Annotated in this window: 20 protein-coding genes; 15 read left to right on the top strand and 5 right to left on the bottom strand. The window is 68.9% G+C overall.

Annotation, left to right across the window (positions count from 1 at the left end; genetic code table 11):
- Nucleotides 1-125: 125 nt before the first annotated feature.
- Together OG446_RS13320 and OG446_RS13315 are read left to right on the top strand one after the other, a co-directional pair.
- Nucleotides 126-1658 carry an RDD family protein gene (locus OG446_RS13320; protein WP_328894240.1) on the top strand — a complete coding sequence of 511 codons (1533 nt, stop codon included), beginning with the start codon at nucleotides 126-128 and terminating at the stop codon, nucleotides 1656-1658.
- Nucleotides 1659-1810: 152 nt separating this feature from the next.
- The gene (locus OG446_RS13315; RefSeq protein WP_328894239.1) at nucleotides 1811-2470 is read left to right on the top strand and encodes an RDD family protein; all 660 of its coding nucleotides are present in this window, start codon (nucleotides 1811-1813) and stop codon (nucleotides 2468-2470) included.
- A 45-nt stretch (nucleotides 2471-2515) separates the two neighbouring features.
- On the opposite strand, the gene OG446_RS13310 is transcribed toward OG446_RS13315, so the two are convergent.
- Nucleotides 2516-2857 (bottom strand): hypothetical protein, encoded by a 342-nt coding sequence (locus tag OG446_RS13310; RefSeq protein ID WP_328894238.1) that lies wholly within the window; start codon nucleotides 2855-2857, stop codon nucleotides 2516-2518.
- A gap of 370 nt (nucleotides 2858-3227) precedes the next feature.
- On the opposite strand from OG446_RS13310, the gene OG446_RS13305 reads away from it, so the two are divergent.
- Entirely contained in the window at nucleotides 3228-5627 is a 2400-nt protein-coding gene (locus tag OG446_RS13305) for an immune inhibitor A domain-containing protein (RefSeq protein WP_328894237.1), read from the top strand.
- A gap of 126 nt (nucleotides 5628-5753) precedes the next feature.
- Nucleotides 5754-6086, top strand: coding sequence for a hypothetical protein (locus tag OG446_RS13300; RefSeq protein ID WP_187285161.1), 333 nt, complete (start codon nucleotides 5754-5756; stop codon nucleotides 6084-6086).
- Between the two features lie 49 nt (nucleotides 6087-6135).
- Here OG446_RS13300 and OG446_RS13295 read toward each other — a convergent pair whose 3' ends face one another.
- Both OG446_RS13295 and OG446_RS13290 read right to left on the bottom strand, forming a co-directional pair.
- Nucleotides 6136-6723: an isochorismatase family protein gene (locus tag OG446_RS13295; protein ID WP_328894236.1), complete on the bottom strand. Its 588-nt coding sequence runs from the start codon at nucleotides 6721-6723 to the stop codon at nucleotides 6136-6138.
- 194 nt (nucleotides 6724-6917) lie between these two features.
- Entirely contained in the window at nucleotides 6918-8246 is a 1329-nt protein-coding gene (locus OG446_RS13290) for a nicotinate phosphoribosyltransferase (protein ID WP_328894235.1), read from the bottom strand.
- 123 nt (nucleotides 8247-8369) lie between these two features.
- Between OG446_RS13290 and clpS the strand changes: the two genes are divergently transcribed.
- The 8 genes from clpS to OG446_RS13250 all read left to right on the top strand — a co-directional run bounded on the left by clpS (nucleotide 8370) and on the right by OG446_RS13250 (nucleotide 14383).
- On the top strand, nucleotides 8370-8675 hold the full coding sequence (gene clpS, locus OG446_RS13285; RefSeq protein ID WP_018555894.1) for an ATP-dependent Clp protease adapter ClpS: 306 nt from the start codon (nucleotides 8370-8372) through the stop codon (nucleotides 8673-8675).
- Nucleotides 8676-8724: 49 nt separating this feature from the next.
- Nucleotides 8725-9309 (top strand): DUF2017 domain-containing protein, encoded by a 585-nt coding sequence (locus OG446_RS13280; protein WP_328894234.1) that lies wholly within the window; start codon nucleotides 8725-8727, stop codon nucleotides 9307-9309.
- Nucleotides 9310-9618: 309 nt separating this feature from the next.
- Nucleotides 9619-11055, top strand: coding sequence for an amino acid permease (locus OG446_RS13275; protein WP_328894233.1), 1437 nt, complete (start codon nucleotides 9619-9621; stop codon nucleotides 11053-11055).
- A 91-nt stretch (nucleotides 11056-11146) separates the two neighbouring features.
- Entirely contained in the window at nucleotides 11147-11578 is a 432-nt protein-coding gene (locus OG446_RS13270; RefSeq protein WP_327171405.1) for a M67 family metallopeptidase, read from the top strand.
- Between the two features lie 133 nt (nucleotides 11579-11711).
- Nucleotides 11712-11837 (top strand): putative leader peptide, encoded by a 126-nt coding sequence (locus OG446_RS13265; protein ID WP_261991849.1) that lies wholly within the window; start codon nucleotides 11712-11714, stop codon nucleotides 11835-11837.
- A 125-nt stretch (nucleotides 11838-11962) separates the two neighbouring features.
- Complete coding sequence (locus OG446_RS13260) at nucleotides 11963-12241, top strand: MoaD/ThiS family protein (protein WP_326661759.1); 279 nt, start codon at nucleotides 11963-11965, stop codon at nucleotides 12239-12241.
- The gene (locus tag OG446_RS13255; RefSeq protein WP_328894232.1) at nucleotides 12241-13191 is read left to right on the top strand and encodes a PLP-dependent cysteine synthase family protein; all 951 of its coding nucleotides are present in this window, start codon (nucleotides 12241-12243) and stop codon (nucleotides 13189-13191) included. The genes OG446_RS13260 and OG446_RS13255 overlap by 1 nt, the downstream gene beginning before the upstream one ends.
- A gap of 439 nt (nucleotides 13192-13630) precedes the next feature.
- Nucleotides 13631-14383, top strand: a complete 753-nt coding sequence (locus OG446_RS13250; RefSeq protein WP_328894231.1) for an MBL fold metallo-hydrolase — start codon at nucleotides 13631-13633, stop codon at nucleotides 14381-14383.
- Between the two features lie 108 nt (nucleotides 14384-14491).
- Here the strand turns inward: OG446_RS13250 and OG446_RS13245 are convergent, their stop codons facing one another.
- Entirely contained in the window at nucleotides 14492-15739 is a 1248-nt protein-coding gene (locus OG446_RS13245; RefSeq protein WP_328894230.1) for a PTS transporter subunit EIIC, read from the bottom strand.
- A gap of 266 nt (nucleotides 15740-16005) precedes the next feature.
- Complete coding sequence (locus tag OG446_RS13240) at nucleotides 16006-17316, bottom strand: PTS transporter subunit EIIC (protein ID WP_328894229.1); 1311 nt, start codon at nucleotides 17314-17316, stop codon at nucleotides 16006-16008.
- A 222-nt stretch (nucleotides 17317-17538) separates the two neighbouring features.
- Here OG446_RS13240 and OG446_RS13235 point away from each other — a divergent pair, with 222 nt between their 5' ends.
- From OG446_RS13235 to OG446_RS13225, 3 genes are all read left to right on the top strand, one after another.
- Nucleotides 17539-17772 (top strand): glucose PTS transporter subunit EIIB, encoded by a 234-nt coding sequence (locus OG446_RS13235; RefSeq protein WP_018517946.1) that lies wholly within the window; start codon nucleotides 17539-17541, stop codon nucleotides 17770-17772.
- Between the two features lie 132 nt (nucleotides 17773-17904).
- On the top strand, nucleotides 17905-18642 hold the full coding sequence (gene rph, locus OG446_RS13230; protein ID WP_328894228.1) for a ribonuclease PH: 738 nt from the start codon (nucleotides 17905-17907) through the stop codon (nucleotides 18640-18642).
- A 113-nt stretch (nucleotides 18643-18755) separates the two neighbouring features.
- The gene (locus tag OG446_RS13225; RefSeq protein WP_328894227.1) at nucleotides 18756-19151 is read left to right on the top strand and encodes a hypothetical protein; all 396 of its coding nucleotides are present in this window, start codon (nucleotides 18756-18758) and stop codon (nucleotides 19149-19151) included.
- Nucleotides 19152-19153 lie beyond the last annotated feature (2 nt).

Here is a 19153-nt window from a genome sequence, read left to right as displayed (position 1 = left end):
GTCCAAACACCGGGACCGGCCCGGTGACAGGCGACTGTCTGATAGATGTGGACCCTTGTATGAGGACCGGTCGTTCCCCCATCGCCGGCCGGTCCCAGGCCTCGAAGAGATACGGGACCACGGTGATGAGCGCCCCAACCCCGGCACCCGGTGACGACCGACCCCGCGAGGGGTACTACCCCGACCCGTCCATTCCCGGATACGTCCGGTACTGGAACGGCGCCTCCTGGGTGCCCGGCACCAGCCGGCCCGCCCCTCAGCAGGGCGAACCCATGCCCGCCGCACCCGCCGGGGAGGAGGCCGCGCCGCACACCCCCGCCCCCGGACCCGCCGCGGTGGACGAGACCGGCCCGGTCTTCTTCGACGAGGAACCGTACGAGGGGAACCGCCCCGAACCCGCCACCGCCTGGCAGGCCGACGCCTCCCGGCAGACCGGCTTCGGCGGCGAGCGCGACCGACGGGTCTCCTGGGGCGGACAGCCCGAACCGCAGGAAGGCACGGCCGAAGCCGATCCGCGGACGCCCGCGGCCGGTTCCCCCGAGGCCGCTCCCGCGGACCGGGCCCCCGCCGACCCCCGCAGCCCCGCGCCCGCGGACCCCACCGGCGGCGCGCTGCCCGGCATGCGCGACGGCGGCGGCCAGGCCCCCGAGCACACGGTCGCCATCCGGGTCGGCCGCCCGGGTCGCCCCGCCACGAGCGGCGACACGCCGGAACCGCCCTCCGACGGCACCGTCACGATGCGCGCCCTGGGATCCGGTGGCAGGACGCCCGGCCCGCGCGACGCACAGCAGCCTCCCGCCGACGGCACGATGACGATCCGGGCGGTCGGCCCCGGCACCGCACCCGCCGCCCCGCAGCCCGTCCCTCAGCCCTCCACACCCGCCGTACAGCCCCCCGCGCCCACCCCGCGGCCCGCCCAGTCCGCCCCGGCCCCCGCGGAGCTCAACAGCCCGCTCACGCCAGGCCCCGGCGGCGGCTCCACCTCCTGGGCGCAGCAGGTCCACCAACTGGCCAGGCCCGAACCAGCCCCCCGGCCGCAGCCGCAGGCGCCCGCACAGCAGCAACGGCCCGCGTTCCCGCAGCAGTCCCAGCAGGCGCCGCGGCCCGATCAGCCCGTCGTGCCCTGGAAGCCCCCGGTGGACGACCACTTCCAGCAGCTCGCCGCGGCCCGGACAGCGGCCCGACCGGCGGCGCTCGGCAAGCGGTTCGCCGCCCGGCTCATCGACACGGTGGTGCTCGGCGCCCTCGTCGGCGCCGTCGCCGTACCGCTCGTGTCCCGCGCCGCGGACCACGTCAACGAGAAGATCGACGCGGCCAAGCTGTCGGGCGAGACGGTCACGGTCTGGCTGGTGGACTCCACCACGGCCTCCCTGGCCGGCGCGGTCCTCGGCGTCTTCCTGGTGCTGGGCATCCTCCTGGAGGCGCTGCCGACCGCGAAGTGGGGCCGTACGCTCGGCAAGAAGCTCTGCGGTCTCGACGTACGCGACATCGAGTCCCACGACGCGCCCGGCTTCGGTGCCGCCCTGCGCCGCTGGCTGGTCTACGGGGTGCTGGGTCTTCTGGTGATCGGCGTGGTCAACGTGCTCTGGTGCCTGGTCGACCGGCCGTGGCGCCAGTGCTGGCACGACAAGGCGGCCCGCACCTTCGTCGCGGGCTGAGCAGCGGTCCGCGTCCCCGGTCGCGTTTCCGGGGCGGCGGGAGCGACCCGCACGGCTGACGGCCCTTCGGGTGAGGGCCGTCGGACGGATTCCGTTCCCCCGAACGCACCTGAGCCGTTGCGGGCGCCCGTGGGGCGGGGTGCACTGCCCGCATGAGCAACGATCAGCCGACGTCCGGTCAGCCGCCCGAGGACGACCCGTTCTCCAAGAAGCCGCCCGGGTCCCAGCCGCCGCCGTCCTCGGGCTCGCCCTACGGCAGCGCGCCGCCGCCCCCGCCCCCGTACGATCCGGGTCCTTACGGCGGCGGTCAGTACGGCGGAACGGATCCTCTGGCGGGCATGCCGCCGCTCGCCGAACCCGGCAAGCGCATCCTGGCCCGGCTGATCGACTTCCTGATCATCTCGATCCCGCTGTATCTGATCTCGCTGCCCTGGGGCGGCGCGGTGATGTCGGACAGCAACAACGACGACGACGTCGGCGATGTCTTCGCCCAGACCTACAGCGGGCATCAGCTGCTCTGGTCGCTGATCGCCCTGGTGATCTACGTCGGGTACGACACGTACTTCACGCACAAGGACGGCCGCACCCTGGGCAAGCGGCTGCTGAAGCTGCGGGTCGCGATGCTCAACGACGGCAGGGTGCCGGACACCGGCAGCGCCTTCATGCGGGCCGTCGTGCTGTGGGTCCCGGCGCTGCTGTGCTGCCCGTGCCTGTGGTGGCTGATCAACATCGTGCTGATGTTCACCGACAAGCCGTACAAGCAGGGGCTCCAGGACAAGGCGGCCAAGACCGTGGTGGTGGTCACCAACTGACGGACGGCCGGGAGGGTGTCGGCACCCTTCCGGCCGTTTCGGCCGTCAGCGCCTCAGCGAGTGCTCGCCCACCCGCTCCGATGCGGCGCGTGCGGCCGGGATCCTGCTCTGTACGGGGTCGAGGGTGCGACCCTCGGGTTCGGCAGCGGCGGGGACGGTGTCACGGTGTACGGACACCGCGGCCCCTGTCCTCGCCGCTTTCGCTGTGTTCCTGCGCGCCGGAAGCGGAACGGTGACGGCCACCAGCAGACCGAGCGCGAGCGCGGCCGTGCCGATGACGGCGATGCCGATGCCCGTTTCGGTACGGGACAGCAGCAGCATGGCGAGGGTCGAGAAGACGACGGTCACCGAACCGTAGGAGAGCTGTGCAGCAGTGGGACGCGGCATGGCGGTATCCGTCCTCGGGACGTCGGATGGGCAGTCTCTCGACACGGTTTCGCTGTCAAGTGACTCTACGACGGTGAATGCCCGAGCGGAACGGGTAGTAAGCGTCACCTAACCCACGGTACCGGTGCACGGGGGGCGCACGGAGTCATGTCGCAAGCCCCCGGGGGCCTTTGGCGCGCCGGTCCGGCGCGGAGCGATCGTCCGGATAGCGGAAATGAACTCCTGCATAGTGCACTTGGCCTGTTCAAGTCAAGGTCTGTCTTTTCTTCCGTAACTCCGGTCGAATGTCGTCACTTGTGACGCGTTTCCGCGCGCGGCCCCTTCACACCTCCAAGGTCGCAGTCGCGGGCGTCGGGGAGGACTGCATCACGTGATCATTAAAAGACGGGCGCTTCGCACCGGAGCGGTTGTCGTGGCCATGGCCGCAACTGCCGCCACCGCATCCGCCTTCGCCACCGCTCAGGCAGATGACCAGGCGTCAAGCAGCGCCGCCGCCAGTGTCGACCGCCGGGACCCGGGGTCGGCCAAGGGTGACGCGCACAACCTGGAAGGCCCGTTCAGCAAGCAGCAGGACGCCCAGCGTCAGGCCGCCCTCGAACAGGTCATATCCGGCGACAAGAAGACGCTGTCGCGCAACGGCTCGAAGGTCGTCAAGCTCGACGACAACAAGTACGTCGAGTTGCAGCGGCAGAAGACCGACAAGATCTTCACCATCCTGGTGGAGTTCGGCGACCAGGTCGACAACACGACCATGTTCGACCCGGACGGCGCGGGCCCCAAGCCCGCCGTGCCGAAGTACGGCGGCAAGCCCGGACCGGCGCACAACAAGATAGCCCAGCCGGACCCCGAGAAGGACAACAGCACCGCCTGGCAGGCCGACTACAACCAGGCCCACTTCCAGGACCTGTACTTCGGTACGGGTGCCGGCAAGGACTCGCTCAAGACGTACTACGAGAAGACGTCCTCCGGGCGCTACTCGGTCGACGGCGAGGTCTCCGACTGGGTCAAGGTCCCGTACAACGAGGCACGCTACGGCTCGAACTACTGCGGTTCGACCAACTGCGCCAACGCCTGGGACATGATCAAGGACGGCACCAACGCCTGGGCCGCCGACCAGAAGGCCAAGGGCCGTACGCCCGAGCAGATCAAGGCCGATCTCGCTGAGTACGACCAGTGGGACCGTTACGACTTCGACGGTGACGGCAACTTCAACGAGCCCGACGGCTACATCGATCACTTCCAGATCGTGCACGCCGGTGAGGACGAGTCCGCGGGCGGCGGTGCCGAGGGCACCAACGCCATCTGGGCGCACCGCTGGTACGCCTACGGCACCAACGCGGGCGCGACCGGCCCGGCCGACAACAAGGCCGGCGGCACTCAGATCGGTGACACCGGCATCTGGGTCGGCGACTACACCGCACAGCCCGAGAACGGCGGCCTGGGCGTCTTCGCCCACGAGTACGGCCACGACCTCGGTCTGCCGGACCTGTACGACACGACCAACACCGCCGAGAACTCGGTCGGTTTCTGGTCGCTGATGTCGGCCGGTTCCTGGCTCGGCACCGGTAAGAACAGCATCGGTGACCTGCCCGGCGACATGACCGCCTGGGACAAGTTCCAGCTGGGCTGGCTGAACTACGACAAGGCCAAGGCCGCGACGAAGTCCACCCACAAGCTGGGCGTCTCCGAGTACAACACCGAGAACAAGCAGGCGCTCGTCGTCGAGCTGCCCGCCAAGGCCGTCACCACCGCCGTCACGACGCCCGCCGAGGGCGCCAAGCAGTGGTGGAGCGACATGGGTGACAACCTCAGCAACACCCTGTCCCGTCCGGTCGACCTGACCGGCAAGTCCAAGGCGTCCCTGGACCTCGCGGGCTGGTGGGACATCGAGAAGGACTACGACTACCTCTACACCGAGGTGTCGGACAACGGTGGCACCAGCTGGACCGCGATCGACGGCACCGCCGACGGCGTGGCCATCCCGCGCGACGCCAGTGACAAGCCGTCCCTGACCGACGTCTCCGGCAAGTACCAGAAGCTCTCGTACTCGCTGGACGCCTACGCCGGCAAGAAGATCGACGTCCGGTTCCGCTACGCCACCGACGGTGGCGCGGGTGGCATCGGCTTCGCGGCCGACACCATCACGGTCAACGCCGACGGCGCCGTGCTCTTCACGGACAACGCCGAGGGCGACGACAACGGCTGGACCGCCAAGGGCTTCTCGCGCGTGGGTGCGTCCTTCACCAAGGACTACGAGCAGTACTACCTCGCGGAGAACCGCCAGTACGTCTCGTACGACCGGACCCTGAAGGTCGGCCCGTACAACTTCGGGTTCTCCAACAGCCGTCCGGACTGGGTCGAGCACTACCCGTACCAGAACGGCCTGCTCATCTGGCTGTGGGACACCTCCCAGAAGGACAACAACGTCTCGGCCCACCCGGGTCAGGGCCTGATCCTGCCGATCGACGCGCACGCCAAGCCGCTGAAGTGGTCGGACGGCACGGTCATCCGCAACAAGATCCAGCCCTTCGACGCTCCGTTCAGCTGGTACCCCACCGACGGCTTCACGCTGCACAACGGTGACGTGGCCACGAAGATCAAGCCGCAGCTCGGCGTTCCGGTCTTCGACGACCACAAGGGCACCTACTGGTACAAGGAGAACAAGACCGGAAGCGTGCAGGTTACTGACACGAACACCCGGATCTCGATCGTCAGCGAGCCGCTCAGCGGCTCGACGATGACCGTCAAGGTGGGTCCGTCGCACAAGTAGTTCGGTAAAACCGCAGGTCAAAGCATGATCGGCCGTCGCCCTCTAGCGGGCGGCGGCCGATCGTGTTTAGGTGCCTCTTGTTCGGATTCTTATTGACACACGACGTCTCACGGGGGAGCGCGGAGCATGGCAGGCGGAGGATTCAGCAAATTGCCGAACGGCAGTGTGGTCGTCGCGATCACCCTGCCGAGCCCGGCGGAGGGCGTGGGACCGGACACTCCGGTACGCGTCCTGGTACACGCGGCGAACCGGGCCCGGGCCCTGACCAGGCTGCGCAATCTGGGCCTGCGCGCGGTCTACCTCCGCGGCAACGCGGAGCCGCCCACGCCGGACGAGATCACCGCCGTCCTGCACCACCCCGACGGCCTCCTGTGGCGCGCGAGACCCGAGCGGGCCCAGGAGCTCTGGCACCCGATACGCGCCCTCCTGAGGCCCGCCCTCCCGGCCCGGCAGAGCTGAGCCTGTCGTCACGCTGCCGTGCGACGCAGCGTGACGGCATACCCTGCCCTCAGCCGACCGCCGGCTTGCCGGAGAGCACCACACCGGCATCCCGCAGCTCGGCCAGCGCCCGGTCCGTCGTCGCCTCGGCGACGCCCGCGGTCAGATCCAGCAGTACGTGCGTGGCGAAGCCCTCACGGACGGCGTCGAGCGCGGTGGCCCGGACGCAGTGGTCGGTCGCGATACCGACCACGTCGACCTCCGTGACCCCGCGCTCACGCAGCCATGCGGCCAGCCCCGTCCCGTTCTCGTCCTGGCCCTCGAAGCCGCTGTACGCGGCGGCGTACGCACCCTTGTCGAAGACGGTGTCGATCGCCCCGGAGGCGACCGCGGGCGCGAAATTGGGGTGGAAGCCCACGCCCTCCGTACCGGCGACGCAGTGCTCCGGCCAGGAGTGCTCGAAGTCCGGTGCCGCGGAGAAGTGGTCACCCGGGTCGACGTGGTGGTCACGGGTGGCCACCACGTGCCGGTATCCCGGCTGGGCCTCACCGATCAGATCGGTGATGGCGGCGGCGACATCGGCGCCCCCGGCGACCGCGAGGCTCCCGCCTTCGCAGAAGTCGTTCTGGACGTCCACGACGATCAAGGCGCGGTGCATGACGGGTGTCCTTCGGTGGGGGAGGGGAGCAAGGGGCGGTTACTGGGTGGTGCCGAGCCTAGGGAATCGGGCCTGCGTTAGGGAGGGGGCGCCCGCGCAATTCAAGCCCGTCCGGGAAAATCAAGCCCGTCCGGAGATTGAGGACAAAGCGACCGCCGGGCGCCCCCGGCCTCGCATCGCGTCGCGCCGCCCCCTCACACGTACTCCGTGGGCAGCACCGGCTCCCCCCGCGACAACTGCATCGCCGACATCGGCAGCCCCGCCCGCGCGGCGATATGCCGCTCCCGGGCCGCATCCAGCGGCTCGCGCGCCACGACCTCGCCGCCCCTGACCAGCTCCACCAGCAGCTGCCGGCCGGCCAGCTCGGCAGGGACCGGGCCCGTGCCGATCACCTCGGCGTCGGCCACCCCGTCCTCGTCCAGCCGGCGGGCCGCCCACTTGCGACCGCCCTTCGAGGACTTCGCGCCCATCGACTTCTTCGCCACCGGCCGCAGCTCGTCCGCCGGGTCCGCCGAGGAGGCGCGGGCGACCAGCTTGTAGACCATCGAGCACGTGGGGTGCCCGCTGCCGGTCACCAGCTGCGTGCCCACCCCGTACGCGTCCACCGGCGCCGCGGCCAGCGAGGCGATGGCGTACTCGTCCAGGTCCGACGTCACCACGATCTTCGTGCCCGTGGCGCCCAGCTCGTCCAGCTGCTGGCGCACCCGGTGCGCGACGAGCAGCAGGTCGCCCGAGTCGATGCGGACCGCTCCCAGTTCCGGCCCGGCCACCTCGACCGCCGTACGGACCGCCGCGGTGACGTCGTACGTGTCGACCAGCAGCGTCGTGTCCCGGCCCAGCGAGTCGACCTGCGCCCGGAACGCGTCGCGCTCGGAGTCGTGCAGCAGGGTGAACGCGTGGGCGCTCGTGCCGACGGTCGGGATGTTGTAGCGGAAGCCCGCGGCCAGGTCGGACGTGGTGTCGAAGCCGCCGATGTACGCGGCACGGGCCGAGGCCACCGCCGACAGCTCGTGCGTGCGCCGGGCACCCATCTCGATCAGCCCGCGCCCGCCCGCCGCCGCCGACATCCGCGAGGCCGCCGCGGCGATCGCCGAGTCGTGGTTGAGGATCGACAGGATCACCGTCTCCAGCAGCACGCACTCGGCGAAGGAGCCCTCGACCCGCAGGACGGGCGAGCCCGGGAAGTACACCTCGCCCTCCGGGTAGCCCCAGATGTCGCCGCTGAAGCGGTAATCGGCCAGGTAGTCGAGGGTCGGCCCGTCGACCACGTTCTGGTCACGCAGGAAGGCGAGCATCTCGTCGTCGAAGTGGAAGTTCTCCACCGCGTCCAGGACCCGCCCGATGCCTGCGACGACGCCGTAGCGCCGCCCCTCGGGCAGCCGGCGGGTGAACGCCTCGAAGACCGAGCGCCGGTCGGCGGTGCCGGCCTTCAACGCGGCCTGCACCATCGTGAGCTCGTACTGGTCGGTGAAGAGTGCGGTCGACGGCACACCGACCCGTCGCCCAAGGTCCGCTGAGTTCATGCCGGGGATGCTACCCCTATTTCGTCAAAGTGACGAGATGGGGGGTGCCGGGCCTGTGTCGGGCCCGCCGCGCCACCGGCCCCGTGTGTGCGATGGACCCTCCCGAGTGGCAGCATGGGGTAGGTGAGCGTCGCCCCCGTAGAGATCGAACGTCCCGAATCGGCCGAGGAGAACCTCGTCGTCCCCGAGCCCGACGTCCCCTGGGTGACGCTGGTCCACAACGACCCGGTCAACCTCATGAGCTACGTGACCTATGTCTTCCAGGCCTACTTCGGCTACTCCAAGGACAAGGCCCACAAGCTGATGCTGGACGTCCACCAGAAGGGCCGCGCCGTCGTCTCCAGCGGCAGCCGCGAAGAGATGGAGCGCGACGTCCAGGCCATGCACGGCTACGGACTGTGGGCCACCCTCACCCAGGACCGCAACTGACCCCCTGATTCCCCCGCCCCGCCCGCCCGAACACCATCGGAGTCAACCCATGGCCGGCCACTTCGAGGCCACCCCCGGCGGCGGCGCGGCCGTCGCGCTCGACGAGGTGGAGATCGCGATCCTGCGCTCCCTCGCCGTCCAGCTGCTCGAACTCATCGGACCCGGCGACGAACCCGCCGAGGGCGAGGACCCGCTCGCCGCCCTCTTCGCCGAGGGCCCCAGCGAACCGCCCTCCGACCCGGCCCTCGCCCGCCTCTTCCCGGAGGCCTACGGCGACGACGACACCGAACTGCGCGCCGCTTCCGCCGAGTTCCGCCGCTTCACCGAGAACGACCTGCGCACCCGCAAGCGCGAGGACGCACTCGTCGTCGTCCGCACCCTCGACGCGCTCACACCCGCCGGGGACGGCGCCGCCGTACTCGGCCTCACCGCCGACGAGTGCCGCAGCTGGCTGGGCTCCCTCAACGACCTCCGCCTCACCATCGGCACCCGCCTTGAGGTCTCCGACGAGGACGGCGGCGAGGACGGCTCCCTCTACCGGCTGCCGGACAGCGATCCGCGCAAGCCCATGGTCATGGCCTATCTCTGGCTGGGCGCGCTCCAGGAAACGCTCGTCGAAACGCTGATGCCGTAAGCGACCGGTGACCGGGCGTTCGCTCAACGGACGCTCAAATCCGAATAACGATCGCGTCACCTGATCGGTCTTTTTTGCAGCGCCTGAACACCGTTGTCCGCTTTTTCCTGTGGTGTGCGCCACATAATGTCCGGTGGATCACCGATGTGCCCGTGATAAATCTTCACGACCACTCGGGGACGCCACCCCTGTTCCCGGGTAGGCGCGACGAGTCCGGCAACCACCGGCAGCACTCCATCCATATCCGGGGGGATCAGGACCTGATCCGCAGCCGCAAGGCTCGGATCAGCGTGGAGAAAGGCGCAGCACATGACATCGGCGCAGGTCGACGACAAGGGACAGGGCCCGCACGGCGCAGCCGCGGATGCCACCACGTCCGCCGAGGGCTATCAGCGGGCACTCGGCGCCCGCCAGATCCAGATGATCGCGATCGGCGGGGCCATCGGCACCGGCCTCTTCCTCGGCGCGGGCAAAGCCATCGCCAAGGCCGGACCCAGCCTCATCCTGGCGTACGCCATCGCAGGCCTGGTGATCTTCTTCATCATGCGGGCCCTGGGCGAACTCCTCATGTACCGCCCGGTCTCGGGCTCCTTCTCGGAGTACGCCCGCGAATTCATCGGCCCCTTCGCAGGATTCGTCACCGGCTGGACCTACTGGCTGTTCTGGGTCGTCACCGGAATCACCGAAGTCACCGCGGCAGCCCAGTACATGACGTTCTGGTTCGACATTCCCCAATGGGTGTCCGCGCTGATCTTCACGATCATCCTGTACGGCGTGAACCTGATCTCCGTAAAGCTGTTCGGTGAACTCGAATTCTGGTTCTCGATGGTCAAGGTCACCGCCATCGTCGGCATGATCCTCATCTGCGCCGGAATCCTCACCCTCGGCTTCTCCGACGCCGGCGACACCGCGTCCGTCACCCACCTCTGGTCCGACGGCGGATTCTTCCCGCACGGCATCAAGGGCACCCTGATGACGCTGCAGATCGTGATGTTCGCCTTCCTCGCCGTCGAACTCGTCGGCGTCACCGCAGGCGAGTCCAAGGACCCCAAGACCGTCCTGCCCAAGGCCATCAACACCGTGCCGTGGCGCATCGCCGTCTTCTACGTCGGCGCCCTCATCATGATCCTCTCGGTCGTCCCCTGGACCGAGTTCTCGCCGGGCGTCTCCCCGTTCGTCGAGGCCTTCGAGAAGATGGGCCTCGGCGTCGGCGCGGGCATCGTCAACTTCGTCGTCCTGACCGCCGCGCTCTCCTCCTGCAACTCCGGGATGTACTCCACCGGCCGCATGCTGCGCGACCTCGCGCTCAACGGACAGGGCCCGAAGTTCTTCACCAAACTGACCAGGAGCGGCACCCCGCTGGTCGGCACCACCTTCTCCGCCGCCCTCATGCTCGTCGGCGTCTGGATCAACTACCAGTGGCCCGGTGACGCCTTCACCTACGTCGTCTCCTTCGCCACCATCTCCGGCATGTGGGCCTGGATCATGATCCTGATCAGCCAGATCCGCTACCGCCGCCTCGCCGACCGGGGCGTCCTCCCGCAGTCCACCTTCCGGGCCCCCGGAGCCCCGTACACCAGCGTCTTCGCCCTCGCCTTCATCGGCGTCGTCATCGTCATGATGGGCATCGACAAGGACACCAGGATCTCGCTCTACTGCGCCCCGCTCTGGGCCCTGATCCTGGGCGTCTCCTATCTGGTCCTCAAGGCCCGCAACCCCGAGAACAAGGCCTTCGCCGGCCGCTGAACCCCAGGCCTCGCAGAGGTCGCGTCCACGATGCGGGCCCCCGCGTACCACTCCTCGGTACGCGAGGGCCCGTCGTCCTATCCTGGGCGCCATGCTGACCATCACCCAGGCGCTGTACGACCAGATCGTCGCGCACTCCCGCGCCGACCACCCCGACGAGGCGTGCGGCGTGGTCGCCGGGCCCGCCGGAACCGGCCGCCCCGAACGCTTCATCCCCATGCTCAACGCGGCCCGCTCGCCCACGTTCTACGAATTCGACTCGGCCGACCTCCTCAAGCTCTACCGCGACATGGACGACCGCGACGAGGAACCCGTGATCGTCTATCACTCGCACACCGCGACCGAGGCCTACCCCTCCCGCACCGACGTCACGTACGCCAACGAGCCCGGCGCCCACTACGTCCTCGTCTCGACCGCCGACGCCGACGAGGCCGGGCCCTTCCAGTTCCGCTCGTACCGCATCGTGGACGGCGAGATCACCGAGGAGGACGTCGAGGTCGTCGAGGCGTACGCCGCCTCCTGACCTCGACACCGGCACCCGCCCGCCGCGCCCGGACAGGGCCGCCCGCCCGGCCCTGTCCACCTGTCGAACGCCAACCATCCAGCAGGTGAGATCACATTCCGGATCCCGGACCGGGAATCGATACGATGAGCGCATGGTTCCCCATGACGTGAGCGACAAGACGCCGGGCACGCTGCTCGTGGCGCGCCTGCACGTCGACCTGTGCCGGCTCGCCAGCGCGATCTGTACGAACCACCGGACCGCCGGCCGCGAGGCCTGAGCCGGGCCGAGGCCCGGCGCGCCGCCCCACCGGACGCCGCTCTTCACGCACCGACCCCTGCGCGGGGGCAGAGCCGCGCGCCCCACGCCCACCGCCACCACTCAGCTTCGACAGGAGCCCACGCCATGGCCATCGAGGTCCGCATCCCGACCATCCTCCGCACCTACACCGACGGCGCCAAGGCCGTCGAAGGCAACGGGGACACCCTCGCCGACCTCTTCACGGACCTGGAGACCCGCCACACCGGCATCCGGGAGCGCATCGTCGACGGTGAGCAGCTCCGCCGCTTCGTGAACGTCTACCTGAACGACGAGGACGTCCGCTTCCTGGACGGCATCTCCACCAAGCTCAGCGACGGCGACAACATCACCATCCTCCCGGCCGTCGCCGGCGGCATGAACTGATGCGCTATGACAGCCCGCTCGCCGCAGTGGGCAACACCCCGCTCGTCCGCCTGCCGCGGCTGTCACCGGCGGACGACGTCCGCATCTGGGCCAAGCTGGAGGACCGCAACCCCACCGGCTCGATCAAGGACCGCCCCGCGCTCCACATGGTCGAGCAGGCCGAGAAGGACGGCCGGCTCACTCCCGGCTGCACCATCCTCGAACCCACCAGCGGCAACACCGGCATCTCGCTGGCCATGGCGGCCAAGCTCAAGGGCTACCGCATCGTCTGCGTGATGCCGGAGAACACCTCCCAGGAGCGGCGCGACCTCCTCGCCATGTGGGGCGCCGAGATCATCTCCTCCCCGGCGGCGGGCGGCTCCAACACCGCCGTACGCGTCGCCAAGGAACTGTCGGCGGAGCACCCGGACTGGGTGATGCTCTACCAGTACGGCAACCCCGACAACGCCGGCGCCCACTACGCCACCACCGGCCCCGAGATCCTCACCGACCTCCCCTCCATCACCCACTTCGTGGCCGGCCTCGGCACCACCGGCACCCTCATGGGCGTCGGCCGCTACCTGCGCGAACACGTCGACGGCATCAAGATCGTCGCCGCCGAACCGCGCTACGACGACCTCGTCTACGGCCTGCGCAACCTCGACGAGGGCTTCGTCCCCGAGCTCTACGACGCCTCGGTCCTCACCACCCGCTTCTCCGTCGGCTCCGCCGACGCCGTCACCCGCACCCGCGAACTCCTCCAGCAGGAGGGCATCTTCGCGGGCGTCTCCACCGGCGCGGCACTCCACGCCGCGATCGGTGTCGGCAACAAGGCGGTCAAGGCGGGCGAGAGCGCCGACATCGTCTTCGTCGTCGCCGACGGCGGCTGGAAGTACCTGTCCACGGGCGTCTACACCGCCCCCACGACGGAAGCGGCCATCGAAACGCTGCAGGGCCAGCTCTGGGCGTAACCGCCCGCGCAGTACGCACCCCGGACGCCGGGGGCCAGGACCACACAGGTCCGGGCCCCCGGCGTCCGCCGTTTAGCGGGGGCTCCGCCCCCACACCCCCGCGCCTCAAGCGCCGGCGGGGCTGAGTTTCCCGCCGATGGCCTGCGCTCGGCGAGGGGCCGAATCAAGCCCCTCCGGCGATTGAGGAGCGGGGGCCCGGGGGCGGAGCCCCCGGTACGGGAAGGGGCGGGCAGGGGAACAGGCCCGCCGCAGGCGCACACCCCCCACCCGCGCCCCGAAGGGCGCCCCGCTTCCATCGAACCGGTGACAGCACAGGTGAGTTCCCCCACAACGGCACACTCCGAAGGAGCGACCACCTGTTTCGCGCCTTACGCTCAACAAACCGCTCAACGAACCGCACGAACCCTCCCCGTTCCCACGTCTCGGAGGTTCACGCTCCATGAAGCTCACCGTCGTCGGCTGCTCCGGCTCGTTCCCGTCCGCGGGATCGGCATGCTCGAGCTACCTCGTAGAGGCCGACGGCTTCAGGCTGCTCCTCGACATGGGCAACGGAGCCCTCGGCGAGCTGCAGCGCCACGTCGGTCTGTACGACCTCGACGCCATCTTCCTCAGCCACCTCCATGCCGACCACTGCATCGACATGTGCGCGTACTTCGTCGTCCGGTACTACCCGCCCGACGGCGGACGCCCGGCCCGCATCCCGGTCTACGGCCCCGACGGCACGGAGCAGCGGCTCACCACCGCGCACGCCGACACCCCGTCCGACCACGCGATGAGCGAGGTCTTCGACTTCCACACGCTGAAGCCGGGCTCCTTCGACATCGGCCCCTTCTCGGTCCGTACCGAGAAGCTCTGCCACCCCGTCGAGACGTTCGGCATCCGCATCGAGCACGGCGGCAGCTCGCTCACGTACTCGGGCGACACCGGCACCTGCGAGGCCCTGGACGAGCTCGCGGAGGGCACCGACCTCTTCCTCTGCGAGGCGTCGTTCGTGCACGGCAAGGAGGACATCCCGGACCTCCACCTCAACGGCCGCGAAGCGGGCGAACTCGCGGCCCGGGCGCAGGTGGGCCGCCTGGTGCTCACCCACATCCCGCCGTGGACCGACGCCGACCGCAACCTCTCCGACGCCCGCGAGGCCTTCGACGGGCCGACGGAGCTGGCGGTCCCGGGCGCGGTCTACGAGATCTAGTCCACGCAGCACGCACGAGGCAGCGCGCCCCGCGCCCCACGCACGACGAAGCCCTCACCTTCCGCCGGGAAGGTGAGGGCTTCGAGCTGTCGTGGGACGGACCCCGGCCTACTTGGTCAGGTCCTCGACCTCTTCCTCGGGCTCGCGGCCCGGGGTGGTGAGGTTGAACTTGGTGATCGCGAAGCGGAAGAGCACGTAGTAGACCACTCCGAAGACCAGACCGATCGGGATGATCAGCCACGGCTTGGTCGCCAGGTTCCAGTTCAGCGCGTAGTCGATGAAGCCCGCGGAGAAGGTGAATCCGGCGTGCACGCCCAGTGCCCAGGTGATGGCCATCGACAGGGCGGTCAGAACCGCGTGGATCGCGTAGAGGACCGGCGCGATGAACATGAACGAGAACTCGATCGGCTCGGTCACACCGGTGACGAACGAGGTCAGCGCCAGAGAGACCATCATGCCCATCACGGCCTTGCGGCGCTCGGGGCGAGCGGCGTGGGCGATGGCGATGGCGGCGGCCGGGAGGCCGAACATCATGATCGGGAAGAAGCCCGACATGAACTGGCCCGAGGTCGGGTCACCGGCGAAGAAGCGGTTCAGGTCGCCGTGCACGACCGCGCCCGTGGCGTCGGTGAAGTCACCCAGCTGGAACCACGAAACGGTGTTGACGAACTGGTGCATGCCGACGGGGATCAGCGCACGGTTGATCAGGCCGAACAGACCGGCACCGACGGAACCGAGACCCGTCATCCACTCGCCGAAGTTGGATATGCCCTCACCGATGGGCTCCCAGACCAGGCCGAAGAACACACCGAAGAGCACGCCGACGAAGGCCATGATGATCGGGACGAGGCGGCGGCCGTTGAAGAAGCCCAGCCAGTCGACCAGCTTGGTGCGGTGGAACTTCTGCCACAGGATCGCCGTGACGAGACCCATCAGGATGCCGCCGAGGACGCCGGGGTTGTTGTACACCGCCGGAGTGTCCGCGCCCTTCTGGACCACCGCTTCGGCGACCGGGAAGGCCTTGAGCACATTGCTGTAGACGAGGAAGCCGACCAGGGCGGCCAGCGCGGTCGAGCCGTCCGACTTCTTGGCGAACCCGATCGCGACACCGATGCAGAACAGCATCGGCAGGTTGTCGAAGACCGCGCTGCCCGCCGTGGCGAACACGGACGCGACCTTGTGCCAGCCGAGACCGTCGTCACCGAAGACGTCGGGCTGGCCGAGACGGAGCAGAATGCCCGCGGCTGGCAGCACGGCGATCGGCAGCTGGAGGCTGCGTCCCACCTTCTGCAGGCCCTGGAACAGGCCGGAGCCCCGCTTCTTCGCGGGGGCCGCCGTGGCGGTGGCCGTACTCATCAACTTCCTCCAGTAGGCAAGGCGCCGCCAAGGACAGGGTGTTCTGGGGGTGGGCGACGACTCGAGAAACGCGCCGCTGCGCGGCGCGTGGTCTGGACCACTGAGTGGTGTAGACCAGTTGTAGCACGGTGAGGGTTAGATAAGGAACCTGCAATTTCCGACTACTTCGCAGTGGCCTTCGCGCACGCACAGTGACATGCCGAAGGCCCTCGGACCGGAAGTCCGAGGGCCTTCGTCGTCCAGGATATAAGCCCTGGTCGGAGGGGTTACTTCGTGAGGTTCTTCTCGATCTCCTCCTCCACCTCGTCGGGCTCACGGCCCGGCGTCTGGAGGTTGAACCTGGTGATCGCGAACCGGAAGATCACGTAATACACGACGGCGAACGCCAGCCCGATCGGGATGATCAGCCAGGGTTTCGTCGCCAGACTCCAGTTGATGACGTAGTCGATCAGACCCGCCGAGAAGCTGAAGCCGTCCTTCACCCCGAGCGCCCACGTTACCGCCATCGACACACCCGTGAGCACCGCGTGGATCGCGTACAGCAGGGGTGCGACGAAGAGGAACGAGTACTCGATCGGTTCCGTGATTCCCGTCACGAACGACGTCAGACCGACCGAGACCATCATGCCGCCGACCGCCTTGCGCCGGTGCGGCTTCGCGCAGTGGTAGATCGCCAGCGCCGCCGCCGGCAGCGCGAACATCATGATCGGGAAGAAGCCCGTCGTGAACTGACCGGCCGTCGGGTCACCCGCCAGGAACCGGTTGATGTCACCGTGCACCATCGTCCCGTCCGGCTTCGTGTAATCACCGAACTGGAACCAGACGAACGTGTTCAGGAACTGGTGCAGACCGATCACCAGCAACGCACGGTTGGCCACACCGAAGATGCCCGAACCCGCCCAGTCCAGGTCCACCAGCCACTTCGAGAAGCTCGTCAGGCCGTCACCGATCGGCTGCCACAGCCACGCACACAACGCCGCGAAGAGCAGGCCGACGAACGCCATGATGATCGGGACCAGCCGCCGGCCGTTGAAGAAGCCCAGCCAGTCCACCAGCTTCACCCGGTGATACCGCTGCCAGAACCAGGCCGACAGCAGGCCCATCACGATGCCGCCGAACACCCCCGGGTTCTGGTACTCGGCCGCCGTCACCTGGGCGTCACCCGTGACACACGTACCGAACCACGTACCGCCCGAGGTGAACGTGGAACCGCTGGGGCAGTCCACCGGGAAGGCGTGCAGCACCGCGTAGAAGACGAGGAAGCCGGTCACGGCGGCCAGTGCCGTCGAACCGTCCGACTTCTTCGCCATGCCGATCGCGACACCCACGCAGAACAACAGCGGGAGCCCGAGCCCCGAGTCCAGCAGCGCACCACCGGCCGCCGCGAACACCTTGGCGATGTTGTTCCAGCCGAGACCGTCGTCGCCGAACACATCCGGCTGGCCGAGCCGGTTCAGAATGCCTGCCGCCGGCAGTACGGCGATCGGGAGCTGAAGGCTGCGCCCCATCTTCTGCAGGCCCTGGAAGAGGCCGTTCCACCACTTTTTCTGTGGGATCGCTGCGCTGCTTGAGCTCATCGGCGTCCTCCCGGAACAGGCCACGTTTGGCGGGTGTTGCAGACTGGTGTAGACCAGTTGCGGTACGGTGCGGAGCCCGCCCGGAAGACAGGGCGCCGGTGATCGTCATCTTTGGTGATGGATCGGCTACTCGCTCGCGAAGTTGGGCCAACCGTGCGTTACCGTGACGAAACGGACCCAGGGTGGGCCGTCGCAAGTACGTGAAGAACCAGGGAGAAGGCCATGGCCAGCAAGGCTGAGAAGATCGTCGCCGGGCTCGGCGGAATCGAGAACATCGAAGAGGTCGAAGGCTGCATCACCCGCCTCCGCACCGAGGTCATCGACCCGAGCAAGGTCGACGAAGCCGCGCTCAAGGCCGCCGGAGCCCACGGCGTCGTCAAGATGGGCACCGCGATCCAGGTCGTCATCGGCACCGACGCCGACCCCATCGCCGCCGACATCGAAGACATGATGTGACCCACCGCTGAACCCCTCGGGCCCCGGCCCGACACCCCGCAGGCCCCGCCCCACCAGGACGGGGCCTGCGGCACACCCGAAGCCAGCCGGCACCGGAACGGCCCACACCCCGCACCCGATAAAGTCGACGCCATGTCTCGTATCGACGGCCGCACCCCCGACCAGCTCCGCCCCGTCACCATCGAACGCGGATGGAGCAAGCACGCCGAAGGATCCGTACTCATCTCCTTCGGCGACACCAAAGTCTTCTGCACCGCCTCCGTCACCGAAGGCGTACCGCGCTGGCGCAAGGGCAGCGGCGAAGGCTGGGTCACCGCCGAATACTCCATGCTGCCCCGCTCCACCAACACCCGCGGCGACCGCGAATCCGTACGCGGCAAGATCGGCGGCCGCACCCACGAGATCAGCCGCCTCATCGGCCGCTCGCTGCGCGCCGTCATCGACTACAAGGCCCTCGGCGAGAACACCGTCGTCCTCGACTGCGACGTCCTCCAGGCCGACGGCGGCACCCGCACCGCCGCCATCACCGGCGCCTACGTCGCCCTCGCCGACGCCATCACCTGGGCCCAGGGCAAGAAGATCATCAAGCACGGACGCAAGCCGCTCACCGGCACCGTCTCCGCCATCAGCGTCGGCATCGTCGACGGCACCCCCCTCCTCGACCTCTGCTACGAGGAGGACGTCCGCGCCGAGACCGACATGAACGTCGTCTGCACCGGCGACGGCCGCTTCGTCGAGGTCCAGGGCACCGCCGAGGCCGAGCCCTTCGACCGCAAGGAGCTCAACGCCCTCCTCGACCTCGCCACCGCCGGCTGCGTCGACCTCACCGCCTTCCAGAACGACGCCCTCGCCCGCACCCTCGGCGAGTAGAGCCGGCAGGTAAAGAAGCAACCAAGTCCCTCCGCACAGCGTCGATACGAGTACGGGCGCACGGGTCGAACCGTGCGCCCGTCCACGTGTCCGCACCAGGGGAGGGACCCACCATGGCCACGCGCCACCGACGCCACCGCCGCACCGCACTGGCCATCGCCGCCACGCTGCTCACCGTCACCGCCGCAGCCGGCTGCAGCGCCCTCGACAAGACCCTCGACTGCGTCCGCACCGCCGATGCCATCGCCACCAGCGTCGACAACCTCCAGCAGGCCGTCGCCAACGCCTCCAGCGACCCCACCCAGGCCTCGGAGTCACTCGACGAGATCCAGAAGGAACTCAACAGCCTGGGCGACAAGACCGACGACGCCGACCTCAGCAAGGCCGTCGACGACCTCCAGGCCGGCGTCGCCAACGTCCGCGACTCCATCGACAAGGGCGACGCCACCCCTGACATCACCCCCGTCACCGACGCCGCAACCGAGATCGGCAAGGTCTGCACCCCGTAACG

This window comes from Streptomyces sp. NBC_00236 (assembly GCF_036195045.1).
Classification (GTDB): domain Bacteria; phylum Actinomycetota; class Actinomycetes; order Streptomycetales; family Streptomycetaceae; genus Streptomyces.
The sequence above is the reverse complement of the archived record's forward strand: the minus strand, read 5'-3'. Positions and strand labels throughout refer to the sequence as shown.